The 14,832-nt window shown below is 65.2% G+C and carries 12 protein-coding genes; 3 read left to right on the top strand and 9 right to left on the bottom strand.

Annotation, left to right across the window (positions count from 1 at the left end):
* Positions 1 to 4: 4 nt before the first annotated feature.
* Complete coding sequence (locus MLJ35_RS02710; protein ID WP_243382787.1) at positions 5 to 1,387, top strand: M20/M25/M40 family metallo-hydrolase; 1,383 nt, start codon at positions 5 to 7, stop codon at positions 1,385 to 1,387.
* A 452-nt stretch (positions 1,388 to 1,839) separates the two neighbouring features.
* Here the strand turns inward: MLJ35_RS02710 and MLJ35_RS02705 are convergent, their stop codons facing one another.
* From MLJ35_RS02705 to MLJ35_RS02685, 5 genes are all read right to left on the bottom strand, one after another.
* Positions 1,840 to 2,400, bottom strand: coding sequence for a hypothetical protein (locus tag MLJ35_RS02705; RefSeq protein WP_243382786.1), 561 nt, complete (start codon positions 2,398 to 2,400; stop codon positions 1,840 to 1,842).
* Between the two features lie 15 nt (positions 2,401 to 2,415).
* Positions 2,416 to 3,135: a BPSL0067 family protein gene (locus MLJ35_RS02700; protein ID WP_243382784.1), complete on the bottom strand. Its 720-nt coding sequence runs from the start codon at positions 3,133 to 3,135 to the stop codon at positions 2,416 to 2,418.
* A 169-nt stretch (positions 3,136 to 3,304) separates the two neighbouring features.
* Positions 3,305 to 4,117 carry a tyrosine-type recombinase/integrase gene (locus MLJ35_RS02695; RefSeq protein WP_243382783.1) on the bottom strand — a complete coding sequence of 271 codons (813 nt, stop codon included), beginning with the start codon at positions 4,115 to 4,117 and terminating at the stop codon, positions 3,305 to 3,307.
* Between the two features lie 73 nt (positions 4,118 to 4,190).
* On the bottom strand, positions 4,191 to 4,871 hold the full coding sequence (locus tag MLJ35_RS02690; RefSeq protein WP_243382781.1) for a hypothetical protein: 681 nt from the start codon (positions 4,869 to 4,871) through the stop codon (positions 4,191 to 4,193).
* A gap of 311 nt (positions 4,872 to 5,182) precedes the next feature.
* Positions 5,183 to 6,043: a tRNA1(Val) (adenine(37)-N6)-methyltransferase gene (locus MLJ35_RS02685; RefSeq protein WP_243382779.1), complete on the bottom strand. Its 861-nt coding sequence runs from the start codon at positions 6,041 to 6,043 to the stop codon at positions 5,183 to 5,185.
* Positions 6,044 to 6,107: 64 nt separating this feature from the next.
* On the opposite strand from MLJ35_RS02685, the gene MLJ35_RS02680 reads away from it, so the two are divergent.
* On the top strand, positions 6,108 to 8,327 hold the full coding sequence (locus MLJ35_RS02680; RefSeq protein ID WP_243320344.1) for a RelA/SpoT family protein: 2,220 nt from the start codon (positions 6,108 to 6,110) through the stop codon (positions 8,325 to 8,327).
* Positions 8,324 to 8,965 carry an NUDIX hydrolase gene (locus MLJ35_RS02675; protein WP_243320343.1) on the top strand — a complete coding sequence of 214 codons (642 nt, stop codon included), beginning with the start codon at positions 8,324 to 8,326 and terminating at the stop codon, positions 8,963 to 8,965. Before MLJ35_RS02680 ends, MLJ35_RS02675 begins: the two co-directional genes overlap by 4 nt.
* A gap of 6 nt (positions 8,966 to 8,971) precedes the next feature.
* Here the strand turns inward: MLJ35_RS02675 and MLJ35_RS15805 are convergent, their stop codons facing one another.
* The 4 genes from MLJ35_RS15805 to MLJ35_RS02650 all read right to left on the bottom strand — a co-directional run bounded on the left by MLJ35_RS15805 (position 8,972) and on the right by MLJ35_RS02650 (position 14,715).
* Positions 8,972 to 10,615 (bottom strand): M4 family metallopeptidase, encoded by a 1,644-nt coding sequence (locus MLJ35_RS15805; protein WP_275976293.1) that lies wholly within the window; start codon positions 10,613 to 10,615, stop codon positions 8,972 to 8,974.
* Between the two features lie 197 nt (positions 10,616 to 10,812).
* The gene (locus MLJ35_RS02660; protein ID WP_243320341.1) at positions 10,813 to 11,052 is read right to left on the bottom strand and encodes a hypothetical protein; all 240 of its coding nucleotides are present in this window, start codon (positions 11,050 to 11,052) and stop codon (positions 10,813 to 10,815) included.
* A 31-nt stretch (positions 11,053 to 11,083) separates the two neighbouring features.
* The gene (locus MLJ35_RS02655; RefSeq protein ID WP_243320340.1) at positions 11,084 to 11,311 is read right to left on the bottom strand and encodes a hypothetical protein; all 228 of its coding nucleotides are present in this window, start codon (positions 11,309 to 11,311) and stop codon (positions 11,084 to 11,086) included.
* A 95-nt stretch (positions 11,312 to 11,406) separates the two neighbouring features.
* On the bottom strand, positions 11,407 to 14,715 hold the full coding sequence (locus MLJ35_RS02650; RefSeq protein WP_243382777.1) for an efflux RND transporter permease subunit: 3,309 nt from the start codon (positions 14,713 to 14,715) through the stop codon (positions 11,407 to 11,409).
* Between the last annotated feature and the right edge of the window lie 117 nt (positions 14,716 to 14,832).

The following is a 14,832-nucleotide window of genomic DNA, read 5'->3' as shown; positions in this document are numbered from 1 at the left end:
AGGCATGAAACCAGCCCGCTGCCTCCTCTTCCTAGCCGCTGCCTGCCTGGGCGCAGAGACACCGCTCCCGACACCTTCCCAGGCGGCCCATGTCACGGCCGAGCTGCTGCGCGCCGAGGCCTTCCGCACCCACGGCGCCTATGCGGACCTCGCCTGGCTCTGTGACCGCATCGGGAACCGGCTGAGCGGCTCGCCCCAGCTGGACCAGGCCATCGACTGGGCCCAGGGGCGGCTGAAGGCGGCAGGCCTCGTCAATGTCCATGCGGAAAAGGTCATGGTACCCCACTGGGTGCGCGGGAAGGAGTCCGCCGAACTGCTGCTGCCCACCCACCAGCGGGTGAACCTGCTGGGCCTCGGCGGCAGCGTGGGCACCCCCGAGGGCGGCCTCACGGCGGATGTCGTCGTGGTGGGGTCCTTCGACGAGCTCGACAAGCTCGGTGACGCCGTGAAGGGGAAGATCGTCCTCTACGACGTGCCCTTCCAGGGCTATGGCCGCACGGTGGCCTACCGCCACGACGGCGCCTCCCGGGCCGCCAAGTATGGCGCCGTGGCCGCCCTGGTGCGGTCCGTGGGCCCCGTGAGCCTGGACACCCCGCACACCGGCGTCATGGACTACGACCCGGCCTTCCCGAAGATTCCCACCGCCGCCGTCACCATCGAGACGTCCACGCAGATGCGGCGCATGCAGGACCGGGGCGAGCGCATCCGCCTGAGGCTCGAGATGGGCGCGAAGACACTCCCCGACGCCCCCTCCGCCAACGTGGTGGCCGAGATCCGCGGCAGCGAGAAGCCCGATGAGGTGGTGATCCTCAGTGGACACCTGGACAGCTGGGACGTGGGCCAGGGCGCCCAGGACGACGGCGCGGGCACCGTCACCGCCATGGAAGCCGTGCGGCTCATCCAGTCCCTGGGCCTGAAGCCCCGCCGCACCCTCCGCGTGGTGCTCTGGACCAACGAGGAGAACGGCCTGCGCGGAGGCCTGGGCTACCGCGACGCCCACCGCCCCGAGCTGAAGCACATCGTGGCGGCCTTCGAGACCGACTCCGGCAGCGAGCGCATCAAGGGCTTCAGCCTGGACCTCCGCAAGGCCGACCCGGAGGCCAAAGCGGGCGCCCTGGCCTCGCTGAAAAAGATCGAGAAGGACGCCCTCGAGCCCTTCGGCACCATCGACCTCCGCCTGGGCGGCTCCGGCGCCGACGTGGGCCCCATGGTGGCCGAAGGCGTCCCCGGGCTCGGCGTCGGCCACGCCGCCACCCACTACTTCGACATCCACCACACCCAGGCCGACACCGTGGACAAGGTCAACCCCGACGACCTCGCCTGGAACGCCGCCGCCCTCGCCAGCTTCGCCTACGCCCTGGCCCAGTCGGAGGTGCGGTTCAACTAGCTTCCTGAGGTCCCGTAGGTCACGGATGAACCTGATGACTTGGGACCCAGCCCCTGGATGAAAGACCTGAAAGACGAGGACCCGCCCTGGTGACGGGTTCCATATGGGTCGACTCCCAAGTGGGCAGTCGCTTAAATTCCATTCCGTGCTGGCAGCCGCTGGACCACACGATAGGAATACCGTCATCGCCCCGCTCACACGGGGGCTTTCTGCGTCCAGGCACGGCTGCACACGGGTGACATCCTGCACAGGAAAGCCAACACCAGCGCGGCATTCAGCAGCACGGCACAGGGGCACCAGGTCACGGGGATGCTGGATTGCCAGCCTCACACGCCCTCGCAGGCACGCGCCGAAGCACGCGCCAGTGCCTTTCCTGGGGGAACACACTCACGGGCGTGGGCACGAGAAAGCCCCCGAGGTTAGCGAGGGCTCTTCGGGACTTTGCTGGAGGGCTATAATACGATTTTATCAATAAAATCATGAGCTCCATCAAAATTAAGTGATATTTTAATATATTTATGTTTATCGACTGGACTTGTAATGGTAATTACCCATTCGCTTTTACTGTTTAAGGCTTCCTCCAGGAATTTATATAGTTGGCTATTCTTTTTTCTTGTTGAAATATTGAAAGAAAATTCATCAGAACTCGATTCAGTCGTGTTTGACCCTTCTGCATAAAAACGGAATGCTTTGTTTTTATGTTTTTCTAATAATTCAAATGTTTTATACTTGGGTTTTGGACCCCATGGATCAAAATCATTCAAGTTTAAATTTTTAAATTTTGAAGCATTTGATAAGATTACGTTGAGTGAAGCTGTCTTGTTATCATCACTGGCGTATGCAATTTCTACCACTACATCAAAAGATACATTATTACAATCAAATGCCTTTAAGGTTGTTCGACACGCAGTGAGTGATTGACCTTGTTTCTGGACCACCCATGCGGTATTGGGTGTGACTGCAAACAGACCCACCTGTGAGGCTAATACTGTAATTAATAGATTCTTGTTCATCTTAGTCACCTCAGCTTAAGGTTTTGTGAGCAAAACATAATAATTGTCACCAGAACTCTGGAAAGACGATCTGCCACTTTGCCAGGGATAGAATCTTGTCTGAACGGGGTGATCTCCGCGTGTAACAAACTGGTCCGTCATATAAAGTCCCTTTTCATCTTGTTTTAGATAAAAACCAGTATGACCGCCTTTAGCCCAATTACGCCCATTCTTTACTGCAATGATCGCGGTTCCGGGCGCTAATTTTTCATTCCCTTTAACCTGAGCCCCTTTCCGCCACCCACCCGTTGAAGGTGCTCCAGATTGTTTCTTAACCAGGGAGACGCACTGACCTGGAAAATGTCCTTTGCCATCATCCACTAGGTGACCTTTATCATTTCCGCCATCCGGAGTCGGGGTGACCCATGTTTTTGGGGCCCCTTTATCTTCCGGGGTATGGCATTGCCGGCAGTCCGTATTTGTTTCCGCGGACGGCTGAGGTAACACCTCTTTTGCCGCGGTACCTGGTCGATCATTTGGACCGGGTCGTGTTCCGTCAGCCTTTTTCTCGTCCTTCTTGTCTTCTTCCACCATACCCGTCGGATCCACGCTCATGATCGGGTTGTTCCGAACATAGCTGTAGATGTTCCAGCTCTGAGTGAACTCGAAGTGCTGGTCGCGCGCCGGGTCGGGGCTGGCGAACCTTCCGAACCAGGGGACGTAGAAGCGAGCCTGCATGTATGTGCGCTGACGCACTCTCCACGATTACTCGCAGAAAACGCTTACTGCACGGGCTTTTCAAAGAACTTGCAGCCAGGGTAGCACTTGAGACCCCCTGATATGCGTCTTCAGGTGAAGCTCACGCTTGCCCTGGCTCTCGTTTCACCTCGTGCCTGCACCATGCAGGATCTTCTGCGGTCGAACCCTACCAGGATTGGGTCTTCAGGAACTCCATCCACCCGGAAACCATCTCCATCCGCTGAGTCGCAAGTTGCATCCCCGCGATGCCGCCCCTTCCCTCGTTCTTCTGTCCACGCTGACCCTCTTCCGAAGGCTCGGGATCATCCTCCATCCCGTGCTTCCCGACCTCCGGCATCCTTCCCGGATGGGTTGCCGTATGGATAGCTTTGAGCCGCCGAATGCTCACGCGGGTATAGACCTGAGTGGTCTCCAAGCTGGCATGACCCAGCATGTCCTGGATGTATCTGATGTCTGCCCCGTTCTCCAGCATCAGCGTTGCCATGGTGTGCCGGAACAGGTGGCAGGCACCGTCCTTCCCAATCCCTGCCTTGGTGACATACCGCTTTGCCAGCATGGTCAGGTGAAAGGGCTTTAGGGGGTTCCCGAGGTTGTTCAGGAACAGGGTTCCGTCATCGGGCTTGTCTCCCAGCAGCTCAGGACGGGCACGATCCCGATACACCGCGATCCATGCCAGAGCCCTATCCCCGATGGGGATCATTCGATCCTTCTTCCCCTTGCCCTCTCGAATGAAGAGCGTCCCCCGCTCCCGGTCTACATCCGAGATGGTCAGCTTGGTCATCTCCATGCGCCGGATGCCCGTGCTGTAGAAGGTTTCCAGGATTGCCCGGTCTCTCAGCCCTACGGCTGTCTTGATGTCAGGCACGGCTAGAACGGCTTCGGCTTCCTTGGCGGTAAGGATGGCTTTTGGAAGCCGCCGCGCCACCTTGGGCAGTTCCAGCTCAGCGGCGGGGCTACCTCCCCGCAAGCGCGGGATCATCACCCGCTCCCTCATGACCCTCTACGCGGGTCTCAACAGGTCGGGCTTCTCCCATCACAAGCTAGAGCGTCTTTCACTCAGCAAGGTCCCAGCGATACGTGCTGGAGGGATCCCTCTGGATATCGGCAGACACCTCGTCGGTGAGCTGGGTGGACGGCCCAGCCGCCCGGAGGGCCACCACCAGACTGCCGTCCGACCCCATCTGGATGAGTGGGACCTTCGTGGTGCGCCCGACTGGTCCTGGCACGAAGCCCACGCCGACCGTGGCGTCGAACCCGAACTGAGTCAGCAGAGCCGGTACTGTGGTCACGTCCACTCCAGCGGGAACCTGACCCAACACACGGCCGCCGCCGCCACCCGGCAGACTGTAGGAAGTGGCTTTCCGGTCAAAGGCGCTCACCAGGGGGCCCAACTCCAGACTTCCAGGGGAGAGGGAAGCGGATCCGAAGCTGCGCTGATAGAGGGTGTCGATGCTGGTGGTGCCCCAGAGCGCGTCGGACTGGCCACTGGCCGGAAGGACGATGACATTCTCCTCCGCCGAGGAGATCCCCAACTGGGGGGCCATCCGCATCGACAGCACAGGCCGGAAGTTCAATCCCCGCGCCCCGATCCCCGGCCCCAGGGGAAGGTGGAGACTCGCCGCCCCCGAGGCGGCATCCACCTCCACTCCGCCATGGAAGGTGGCCGGTCCCTTGGCCCTGTCGAACTTCACATCCGAGAAAGAGGTCTGGTAGCTCTGGGCAACGGCAGGCATACCCAATGACAGACAGAGCAAGAACAATCGAAAAATTCGCAGAACCATTTGGAGTCCCCATAGTTAAGGGAAACCATATCCTTCCTAACAATGCTCAGAGAGGTTTCCACCCGAACGGTCGATTTTCGCCCCTGAACGGTACTCGAGAATCTCTCTCTCAATCTGGGCGCCCCAGAGCGAAGACTGAGGAGCAGGCCCATATCGACATGCCGGGACATGGGGCTTCTTGCAGGAAAGAAGCCCAACATAGCCCTCTCCTTCTTCTCACCTGTGAAGAGATGTTAAGAACCGTTAATTAATGTTAAGCCGCGTCACACGCCCGGCGGGAACCCCACGGCCAGCCTCACGCCGGCGATGGCGGGGTCCGCGCTGCCGTCGGCGCGGCGGATGAGGATGGAGGGCTCGACCTCGGGGCACTGGGCGCGGGCTTCGAAAGCCTCGGGATAGTCCTGGCGGCGGCCGGCGGCGAAGACGTCCAGGCCGTAGGGCTCGCCCTCCTTGAAGACGATCTCCCGGCGGTGGAGGCACAGCAGGCCGGCGTCGCGCAGCGCGGCCAGCGCGCGGTCGCGCTGATCATTTGGAAAGACGCAGGCGAAGATTCCGCCCGGGGCCAGGATCCGGGCCGCGGTCATGGCGTAGTCCGCGATGCTGCCGCGCACCTCCAGGCGGGCGGGCACGGACTGGGGATGGGCCGCAGGCAGGCGGTGGCCTTCGGGCCAGTAGGGCGGTGTGCCCGTCACCAGATCGAAGGGGGCTTCGCCTTCGAACAGGGCAGGATCGCGGAGGTCGCCCAGGCGCGGGAAGATGCGGGCTTCCTGGCCGTTGTAGCGGATGCTCTTCCGGGCCAGGCGCAGGCTCGCCTCCTGGGCCTCGACCGTGTGCACCACGGCGCCGGGGCAGCGCCAGGCGGCCATGAGGGCCACGCTGCCGATGCCCGAGCCCAGGTCCGCGATGCGGCCCGCCCGGGGACACCAGGCGGTGCCGTACCAGGCGGTCACCAGATCATCCGTGCTGAAGCGGTTGCCCTTCTCCAGCTGGAAGATCCGCCAGCGCCCGCAGAGGCCGTCCAGGGATTCGCCAGGCTCCGCGTCCACTCCGCCCGGAGGCACGGGCCCGGGCCGGGTCCAGCCCTTGTAGGCGGAGGCATCATCAGGGGGGGAGCGGCGCGGCATCCCACGAGTGTCCGATAAACCGCCTGGATTCAGAAGCGCCCCTGCGCGACACTCAACCATGGCCGTGCCTGGGAAAACCCTGGAGCCCGTCCTCCGCGAGGGGGAAGGCTCGGCCTGCGAAGGGGACAGTTGCCTCACCCTCGATGGGGCCTTTGACCGGGTGAAGGCGGCCTTCCTCAAGCACCACCCCAACGGAGACGTGGCCCTGCTCCGCCGCGCCTACACCGTGGGCCGGGACATGCACGCCACCCAGCTCCGCAAGAGCGGCGAGCCCTATTTCTTCCACCCCCTGGCCGTGGCCCAGAGCCTGGCGGACTGGCGGCTGGACGCCGTGAGCGTGGCCTGCGGCCTCCTCCATGACGTGGTGGAAGACACCCTCATGACCCTGCCCCAGGTGAAGGCGCAGTTCGGGGACGAGATCGGCGAGATCGTCGACGGCCTCACCAAGATGAGCAAGCTGGCGTTCACGGACAAGCACCTGCTCAACGCCGAGAACGTCCGCAAGCTGCTGGTGGCCATGGGCAAGGATGTGCGCGTGCTGCTGGTGAAGCTGGCGGACCGGCTGCACAACATGAAGACCCTGGGCGTCATGGAGGAGGAGAAGCGCCGCCGCATCTCCCGCGAGACGCTGGAGCTCTACGCGCCCCTGGCCAACCGCCTGGGCATGGGCGTGGTGCGCCTGGAGCTGGAAGACCTGGCCTTCCGCCAGCTGGAGCCCGAGCAGTACGAATATCTCAAGAACGCGGTGGAGACCAAGCGCGCCAAGCTCTCCGGCACCATCCAGGAGATCCACGGCTCGCTCCAGGCTATCCTCCGCCAGCAGGGCATCAACGCCCACGTCACCGGACGAGTCAAGCACCTCTATGGCATCTGGAAGAAGATGGGCGCCCAGGCCAAGGGCTTCGAGGACATCCACGACTGGCTGGCCTACCGCATCATCTGCCCGGACCGCGCCAGCTGCTACACGGCCCTGGGCCTCGTCCACGGCCTCTACCGGCCCGTGCCCGGCAAGTTCAAGGACTACATCAGCCTGCCCAAGGAGAACGGGTACCAGAGCATCCACACCACGGTGCTGATGAGCTCCGGCGACATCTTCGAGGTGCAGATCCGAACGGAGGAGATGCACCTCCACGCCGAGGCCGGCATCGCCAGCCACTGGACCTACAAGGACGGCCGCATCGCCAACCGCCTGGAGATCAACCAGGTGGCCTTCCTCCGCCGCATGGTGGAGCTGCACCAGGATGCCCAGGACAGCCGCGACCTGGTGGCCAACCTGCGCGGCGAGCTGACCTTCAACCGCATCCAGGTCTTCACGCCCAAGGGCGACCTCCGCAGCCTGGTGGAGGGCAGCACGCCCGTGGACTTCGCCTACGCCATCCACACCCAGGTGGGCCACCGCTGCGTGGGCGCCAAGGTGAACGGGCGCATGGTGCCTCTGAAGCACACGCTCCAGAACGGCGACCGCGTGGAGATCCTCACCCGGCCCGACCACAAGCCCAGCCGCGACTGGCTGGGCTTCGTCAAGTCCGCGGGCGCCAAGAGCCGCATCCAGGCCTTCATCCGCGAGGAGGAGCGCGCCCACGCTGTCACCCTCGGCCGGGAACGGCTCGAGCGGGAAGCCCGGGTCCTGGGCGTGCGCCTGGACGACCCCGAGGCCCAGGCCAAGCTCGAGGTGCGGCTGGTGGAGCTGAAGCTGGCGAACTGGGACGCGGCCCATGCCGCCCTGGGCTTCGGCCGCATCACGGTCCACAAGCTCCTCGAGCCCCTGGTCCCCGAACCCGAGCGCGCCAAACCCAAGGAGAACGTCTCCAACCTCATGGATTCGGTGGTGGTGGGCGACACCGCCGGCATCCTCTACGCCCTGGCCGCCTGCTGCAAGCCCATCTGGGGCGACGAGGTGGTGGGCTACATCACCCGCACCCGCGGCACCGCCATCCACCGGGCCGACTGCCCCCAGCTCACGAAGGGGACCATGCACCCCGAGCGCCGCGTGAACGTGGCCTGGGGCAAGCACGGGACGGAGCTCTACGACACGGAGATCGCCCTCACCACCGAGGACCGGCCCGGCATGGTGGCCGCCATCTCCGAAGGCATCCAGCGCGTGGGCATCAACGTGCAGCGCTTCCACGGCTCGGCCACGGAGGAGGGGGCCGGCCTCTTCCACATTGCCCTGCGGGTGCGCGACCGGACCCACCTGGTGGAGCTCATGGCCGGCCTGCGCCGCATCCGCGGCGTCTACACCGTGGAGCGGGTGAAGGGATCCGTGTTCGGGAAAGTGAAATGAGCGCCTGGCGTCCCCCCGACGAAGCCCCGCCGGTCCCCTGGGCCCGCATCGCCGAGAGCCTGCGGCGGCCCCAGCTCGGGCCCGACCCCCACAAGATCAGCGCCCGCATCCCCGAGGATCAGCGCCGCGCGGCGGTCGGGGTCATCCTCTGGGGCGACCTCGCCGGCGCGCGCAAGATCATCCTGGTCCAGCGGGGCTACGGCGCGCCGCACCACCCCGGCGAAATCGCCTTCCCCGGTGGCATGGTGGAGCCCCGGGACCGGGACCTGCCCGCCACGGCGAGGCGGGAGGTGGCCGAGGAGATCGGCGTGTCCACGGGCCTCTGGGAGCTCGGGTGCTTCCCCGACGGCGTGGCCAAGGCCCGGGTGCGGTTCACCCCGGTGTTCTTCCGCTGGGAGGAGCCGAAGCCCAGCTTCCGCCTGGACCACGAGCTCGAGCAGGTCCTCCTGCTCCCCCTGGCGCCCCTCATGGAGGCCCCCTGGACCATCGAGCGCCTCGAACGGCATGGCCTGGCCCTCGATGTGCCCAGGCTCGAGCTGCCCCAGGCGCCGCTCTGGGGAGCCACAGCCTTCGTGCTGAAGGCCTGGCTGGATGTGCTGAAGGCCTGCGCCGACCCTGCGAAGCCGGCGCAGGCCTAAGAGTGCCTACTTCACGTTCACGGCCAGCCAGGCGGTGTTCACGGTGGCGTACTCGGTGGAGGCGGCTCCGTAGAGATCCGCGGCCGCATTCAGGGTTGCCACGCGCGCCCCGGCATAGTCCGTGCGCTTAGTCATGTAGACGGTGAGGGCCCGGTACCAGATGCGGCCGGCCTTGTCGTTGCCGATGCCGGTGATGCTGGTGACGCCGTTGGTCATGGGCGAGGCGATGTTGCCGGAGAGGGAATCCACCTGGCTGCCATGGGCCAGGAGGAAGAAGAAGTGGTTGGCCACGCCGGAGCTGTAGTGGACATCCAGACGGCCCAGCGTCTTGCTGTAGAAGTCCGGGCTGCGGCCGTCGAGGCTGGGCTTGTACATCCACCGCAGGGGCGTGCCGCCATGGCCCCAGCTGTTCTCGAACAGCATGTAGTTGGCCGTGATGGGGCCCGGGCCCGCCGTACTGGGGATGAAGCTGCCGGTGCTGTTGTTCAGGGTGTAGAACTCCACCAGGGTGCCGAAGATATCCGAGTTGGCCTCGTTGAGGCCCCCGGACTCCCGCCGGTACTGGAGGTTGGCGGTGGCGGAACACACGCCGTGGCTCATCTCGTGGCCAGCCGTGTCCAGGTCCGCCTCGCCCACGGAGCCCCCCACCTGGCCGTCCCCATAGGTCATGCAGAAGCAGCTGTCCGACCAGAAGGCGTTGTCGTACTGGCTGCTGTAGTGCATGCGGCTGAAGGTGGCCCCGCCGGCATCGTCGATGCCGTTCCGGCTGAAGGCGTTCAGATAGAAGTCCCACGTGGCCTGCATGCCCCGGTGGCCGTCCACCCCAGCGGTCTGGGCGTTCGCGCTCATGCCCGGCGTGCCGTTGTACTGCAGCCCGTCGCCCCAGGCGTTGTCGGCGTCGGTGAAGATCGTGCCCGTGCCGGAGGTGCCATTGAGCAGGTTGGTGGTGACGTTGTTCCCGAAGGTGCCGCCCGTGCCCCGGGTGGTGTCCCGCAGCTCGTAGCCGGTGGCAGTGCTGTTGGTGCTGAGGCTCACGGTCCCGTACCACTGCGACTGGCCGGTGCCGTTGGTCCCGGCGGTGTGGAGGGTGTCCCAGGATTCCAGGATCCGGCCCGTGTGGGCATCCACAAGGAAGTCCGTGTGCTTCGTCTCCTGGGCCCCATTCTCGAGCTCCGTGTGGACGTGGTAGGCCAGGACATACCGCGTGGCCCGGCCCGGGCCGTCCGGCTCGAGGCCCGCCACGACCAGGGTGGCGGTGGGTTCATGGGCGTAGGTGCCGCGGGGGGCCAGGGCCGCATGGGCCGCCGCCAGGACCTCGGCCCGACCCAGGGTGGGCTCCACGTTGAGGGCCGGGCCGCGCACCAGGTCGTCGGTGACCGCCCGCACCCGGCCGTTCCGGAAGTGGACGATGGCCTCGCCCTCGAGCACGGGCACCCCCTTGTAGGCCTGGTCGAGCCGGACATGGTCCTCGCCGAGGGCATCGGAGACGAGGTTCCGGAAGGTGAAGCCCGCGTGCGGGCCCAGGCCCATCTGGAAGGCCCGGGCGGCCAGGTGGCTCTGGGCTTCGCGGACCAGGGCATCGGTGCGGGCCTGGTCCGGCGGCGCGGCCAGGAGGCAGGCGGGGAGGAGGAAGGGAACCACATGGCGCATGGGACCTCCAGGCGAAAGGAGGGTCGGGGGGTCCACCCGACCTGGGGCCACGATCCTACTCCCGCTTGTTAAGTTGTGTTAATTTTTCGACCTTTTTAGTTCCTGTTTAACAATTATTACCAGCATTGGACTTGTGCAACCACGAAAAGGCCCGGGCGCGCACTTGCGCGTCCGGGCCTTTCGGATCCTGGTTGGGACTACTTCTTCTCGGCCTTCACCGAGCCATCCTTGTCCAGGTACTTATCGGGATCCTTCATGAGGGTCTCGCCGCAGTACTTGCTGCAGATGCGGTACTCGCGGCCCCGCACGGCGACGGTGGCGGACTTGGCATCCACCGTCATCTTGCAGACGGGATCCTTCGTGTTCACGGCAGGCTTGGCCTTCTGGGGCGCAGGGGCGGCCAGGACGGCGAGGCTCAACAGGGCGGCATTCAGCATGGGGGTCTCCTCCGGGGCTACAGTTTATCCCCTACTTCCGGGCATTTTTCGGAGTGCCGTCCTTCTCGAGGTACTTGTCGGGGTCCTTGAGCAGCTGGGCGTCGCAGCCGCCGCAGCAGAGGCGGTATTCCTGGCCGCGGACGACCACGGTCTTGGACTTCTCGCTGACCTTGCCGCCGAGGACGGGGCACTTGGCGTTGGTGGCGGGCTTGGCGTGCGGCGTGGCCGCGACGGCCAGCGTGAGCAGGAGATTGAGCATGGGGATTCCTATGGGCATCACGGCCCTGGAGTGGCCGGCGGTCCCTGGGCCGTGGACGGGACCGCCGGGGGTGTGGATGAAGGTGGAACCGGGGATCAGGCCGGCAACGGGGTGACCGGTCCCTCCACCACCTCCTTGCGCTTCCAGAGGTAGTAGATGGCGGGATAGACCAGCAGCTCGAGGAGGAAGCTGGTGGCCAGGCCGCCCACCATGGGCGCGGCGATGCGCTTCATGACGTCGGCGCCGGTGCCGGTGCTCCACATGATGGGCAGCAGGCCCATGAAGGCTGCGAAGACGGTCATGGCCTTGGGCCGCACGCGCTTCACGGCCCCGTGGATGATGGCCTCCACCAGGTCGCCGGTGCTGTTCAGCCGGCCTTCCCGCTTCGCCTCGTCGTGGCTGAGGTCCAGGAAGAGCAGCATGAACACGCCGGTCTCGGCGTCCAGGCCCATGAGGGCGATGAGGCCCACCCACACGGCGATGCTCATGTTGTAGCCCAGGGCCCACAGCAGCCAGAAGGCGCCGATGGCGCTGAAGGGTACCGCCAGCATCACCACGGAGGCCTTGAAGGCGCTCTTGGTGTTGGCGTAGAGCAGGCCGAAGATCAGCACCAGCGTGATGGGCAGGATGACCTTCAGCCGCTCCTTCACGCGGATCATGTTCTCGTACTGCCCCGACCAGGTGAGGCTGTAGCCGGCGGGCAGCTTGAGCTCCTTCTCCACCGCGGCCTTGGCATGCTGGACGTAGGTGCCCACGTCGAACTTCGAGGTGTCGAAGTCCACCAGCACGTAGCCGTTCATCTGGCCGTTCTCGTCGCGGATCATGGCGGGGCCGTTGGCCCACGTGAGCTCCGCGATCTCCTCCATGGGAATCATGGCGCCGCTGGGCGTGGGGACGAGCACCCGCTTGAGGGCATCCGGGCTCTCGCGGAAGTCGCGGGCGTAGCGGACGTTCACGGGGTAGCGGGCCCGGCCGTCGAAGACCGTGCTCTGGTTGTCGCCGCCGATGGCGGTCATCACCAGCATGTTGGCCTGCTCCACGCTGAGCCCGTAGCGGGCGAGCTGGTCGCGCTTGAGCACGAAGTCCAGGAAGTAGCCCTGGGCCGTGCGCTCCGCGAAGGCGCTCCGGGTGCCCGGCACACCCGAAAGGATGCGCTCGGCGTCCACGGCCACCTTCTCGATGGTGGCCAGGTCCGCCCCGTTGATCTTGAGGCCCACGGGCGTGCGGATGCCCGTGGAGAGCATGTCCTGGCGGGCCTTGATGGGCATGGTCCAGGCGTTGGGAATGGCCGGGAGCCGCACCACGCGGTCCAGGTCCGCCACGATGTCCTCCTCCGTGATCCGGTCCCGCCAGATGGGACGCAGGGCGGCCTTCAGGAAGTCAGGCGCCCAGGCGCTGAACCAGCGGGGCTTCGCGCGCCACTGGTCCTCGGGCTTGAGCACGATCACGGTCTCCATCATGGAGAAGGGGGCCGGGTCGGTGGCCGTGTCGGCGCGGCCGGCCTTGCCGAAGACGCGCTCCACCTCCGGCACAGTGCGGATGAGGCGGTCCTGCACCTGGAGGATGCGCTGGGCCTCGGTCTGGCTGAGGCCCGGCAGCGTGGAGGGCATGTAGAGGATCGTGCCTTCGTTGAGGGGGGGCATGAACTCGCTGCCCAGGCTCATGAACGCGGGGATGGTGGCCACCACCAGCAGCACCGCCACCGCGATGGTGGCCTTGGCGTGGCGCACCACGAACCGGCAGGGCCCCTCGTAGATGCGGTGGAGGAAGACGCTGATGGGGTGCTTCTCCTCGGCGTAGTACTTGCCCACGGCGAGCTGGGTGAAGGTCCAGGCCAGCCACCTGGGCTTGAACATGAAGGGCTCCACCCGCGCGAAGAGCATGCGCATGGCGGGGTCCAGCGTCAGCGCCAGGATGGCTGCGATGGCCATGGCCAGGTTCTTGGAGTACGCCAGTGGCTTGAAGAGCCGGCCCTCCTGGTCCAGCAGGGTGAAGATGGGCATGAAGCTCACCGCCACCACCAGCAGGGAGAAGAAGACGGAGGGCCCCACCTCCATCAGGGCCTCCAGCCGAACCTGGTGGAAGCTGCCGGGTTTTCCCGCCTCGATCCACTTCTCGATCTTCTTGTAGGCGTTCTCCACCTCCACGATGGCGCCGTCCACCAGCACGCCGATGGAGATGGCGATGCCCGCCAGGCTCATGAGGTTGGCGTTCTGACCGATGCCGTACATCGGGATGAAGGCCAGCGCCACGCTCACGGGGATGGTGACGATGGGCACCAGGGCCGAGGGCACGTGCCACAGGAAGATGAGGATGATGATGGAGACGACGATCATCTCCTCGATGAGCTTGTGCTTCACGGTGCTGATGGCGTTGTGGATCAGCTCGGAGCGGTCGTAGACGGTGATCACGTCCACGCCTTCGGGCAGGCCCTGCTTCAGCTCCCCGATCCGGGCCTTCACGCGCTCGATGACGTTCAGGGCGTTCTCGCCCTGGCGCATGACCACGATGCCGCCCACCACATCGCCCTGGCCGTCCAGGTCCGCGAGGCCCCGGCGCATCTCGGGCCCCAGGGTCACGGTGGCCACGTCGCCCAGCCGCACCGGCGTGCCGTTCTCGGCCTTGAGCACGGCCGACTCCAGGTCCTTCGTGGCCTTCACGTAGCCCCGGCCCCGGACCATGTACTCGCGGCCGCTGTATTCGACAAGGCGGCCGCCCACTTCCGCGTTGGCCCCCTTCACCGCCCCGATGACGGACTCGATGGGGATGCGGTAGGCCGCCAGCTTGTTGGGATCCACCTGCACCTGGAACTGCCGGGCCTGGCCGCCCACGGTGGCCACTTCCGCCACGCCGGGCGTGCTCTGCAGGCCGTAGCGCAGGAACCAGTCCTGGAGCGAGCGCAGCTCGTCCGAGCTGTGCTTGCCGCTGTGGTCCACCAGGGCGTACTGGTAGACCCAGCCCACGGAGGTGGCGTCGGGGCCGAGGGAGGTCTGCACCCCCGGCGGCAGGTTGGCGGTGATTTTCGAGAGGTACTCCATCACCCGGCTGCGGGCCCAGTAGATGTCCGTGCCGTCCTCGAAGATCACGTAGACGTAGGAGAACCCGAAGTCCGAGAGGCCGCGCACGGCCTTCACCTTCGGCGCCCCCAGCAGGCTGGTGACGATGGGGTAGGTGACCTGGTCCTCGACGATGTCGGGGCTCCGGTCCCACTTGCTGTAGACGATGACCTGGGTGTCGCTGAGGTCCGGCAGCGCGTCCAGGGGGATGTTCCGCATGGTCCAGAAGGACATGGCCAGCAGCACCGCCGAGGCGGCGATGACCAGCCAGCGGTTCTCCGCCGAGAAGCGGATGATCCGCTGGAGGAAGGTCGGGTGTTCGGGATCGTAGGCGGCGTGTCCGCTCATGCGGGCCTCCCCGTGAGGGAATACAGCAAGGAATTCTTAAAGCGGAGGGGAGCTGAGGGGCTGAGGAGAGGGGAGAAAGCTGTTTTTCTCAGCTTTCCTCCGCTTCTCCGTTCTCCT

It is taken from the genome of Geothrix alkalitolerans, from assembly GCF_022808885.1.
Taxonomy (GTDB): Bacteria; Acidobacteriota; Holophagae; order Holophagales; family Holophagaceae; genus Geothrix; species Geothrix alkalitolerans.
The sequence above is the reverse complement of the archived record's forward strand: the minus strand, read 5'-3'. Positions and strand labels throughout refer to the sequence as shown.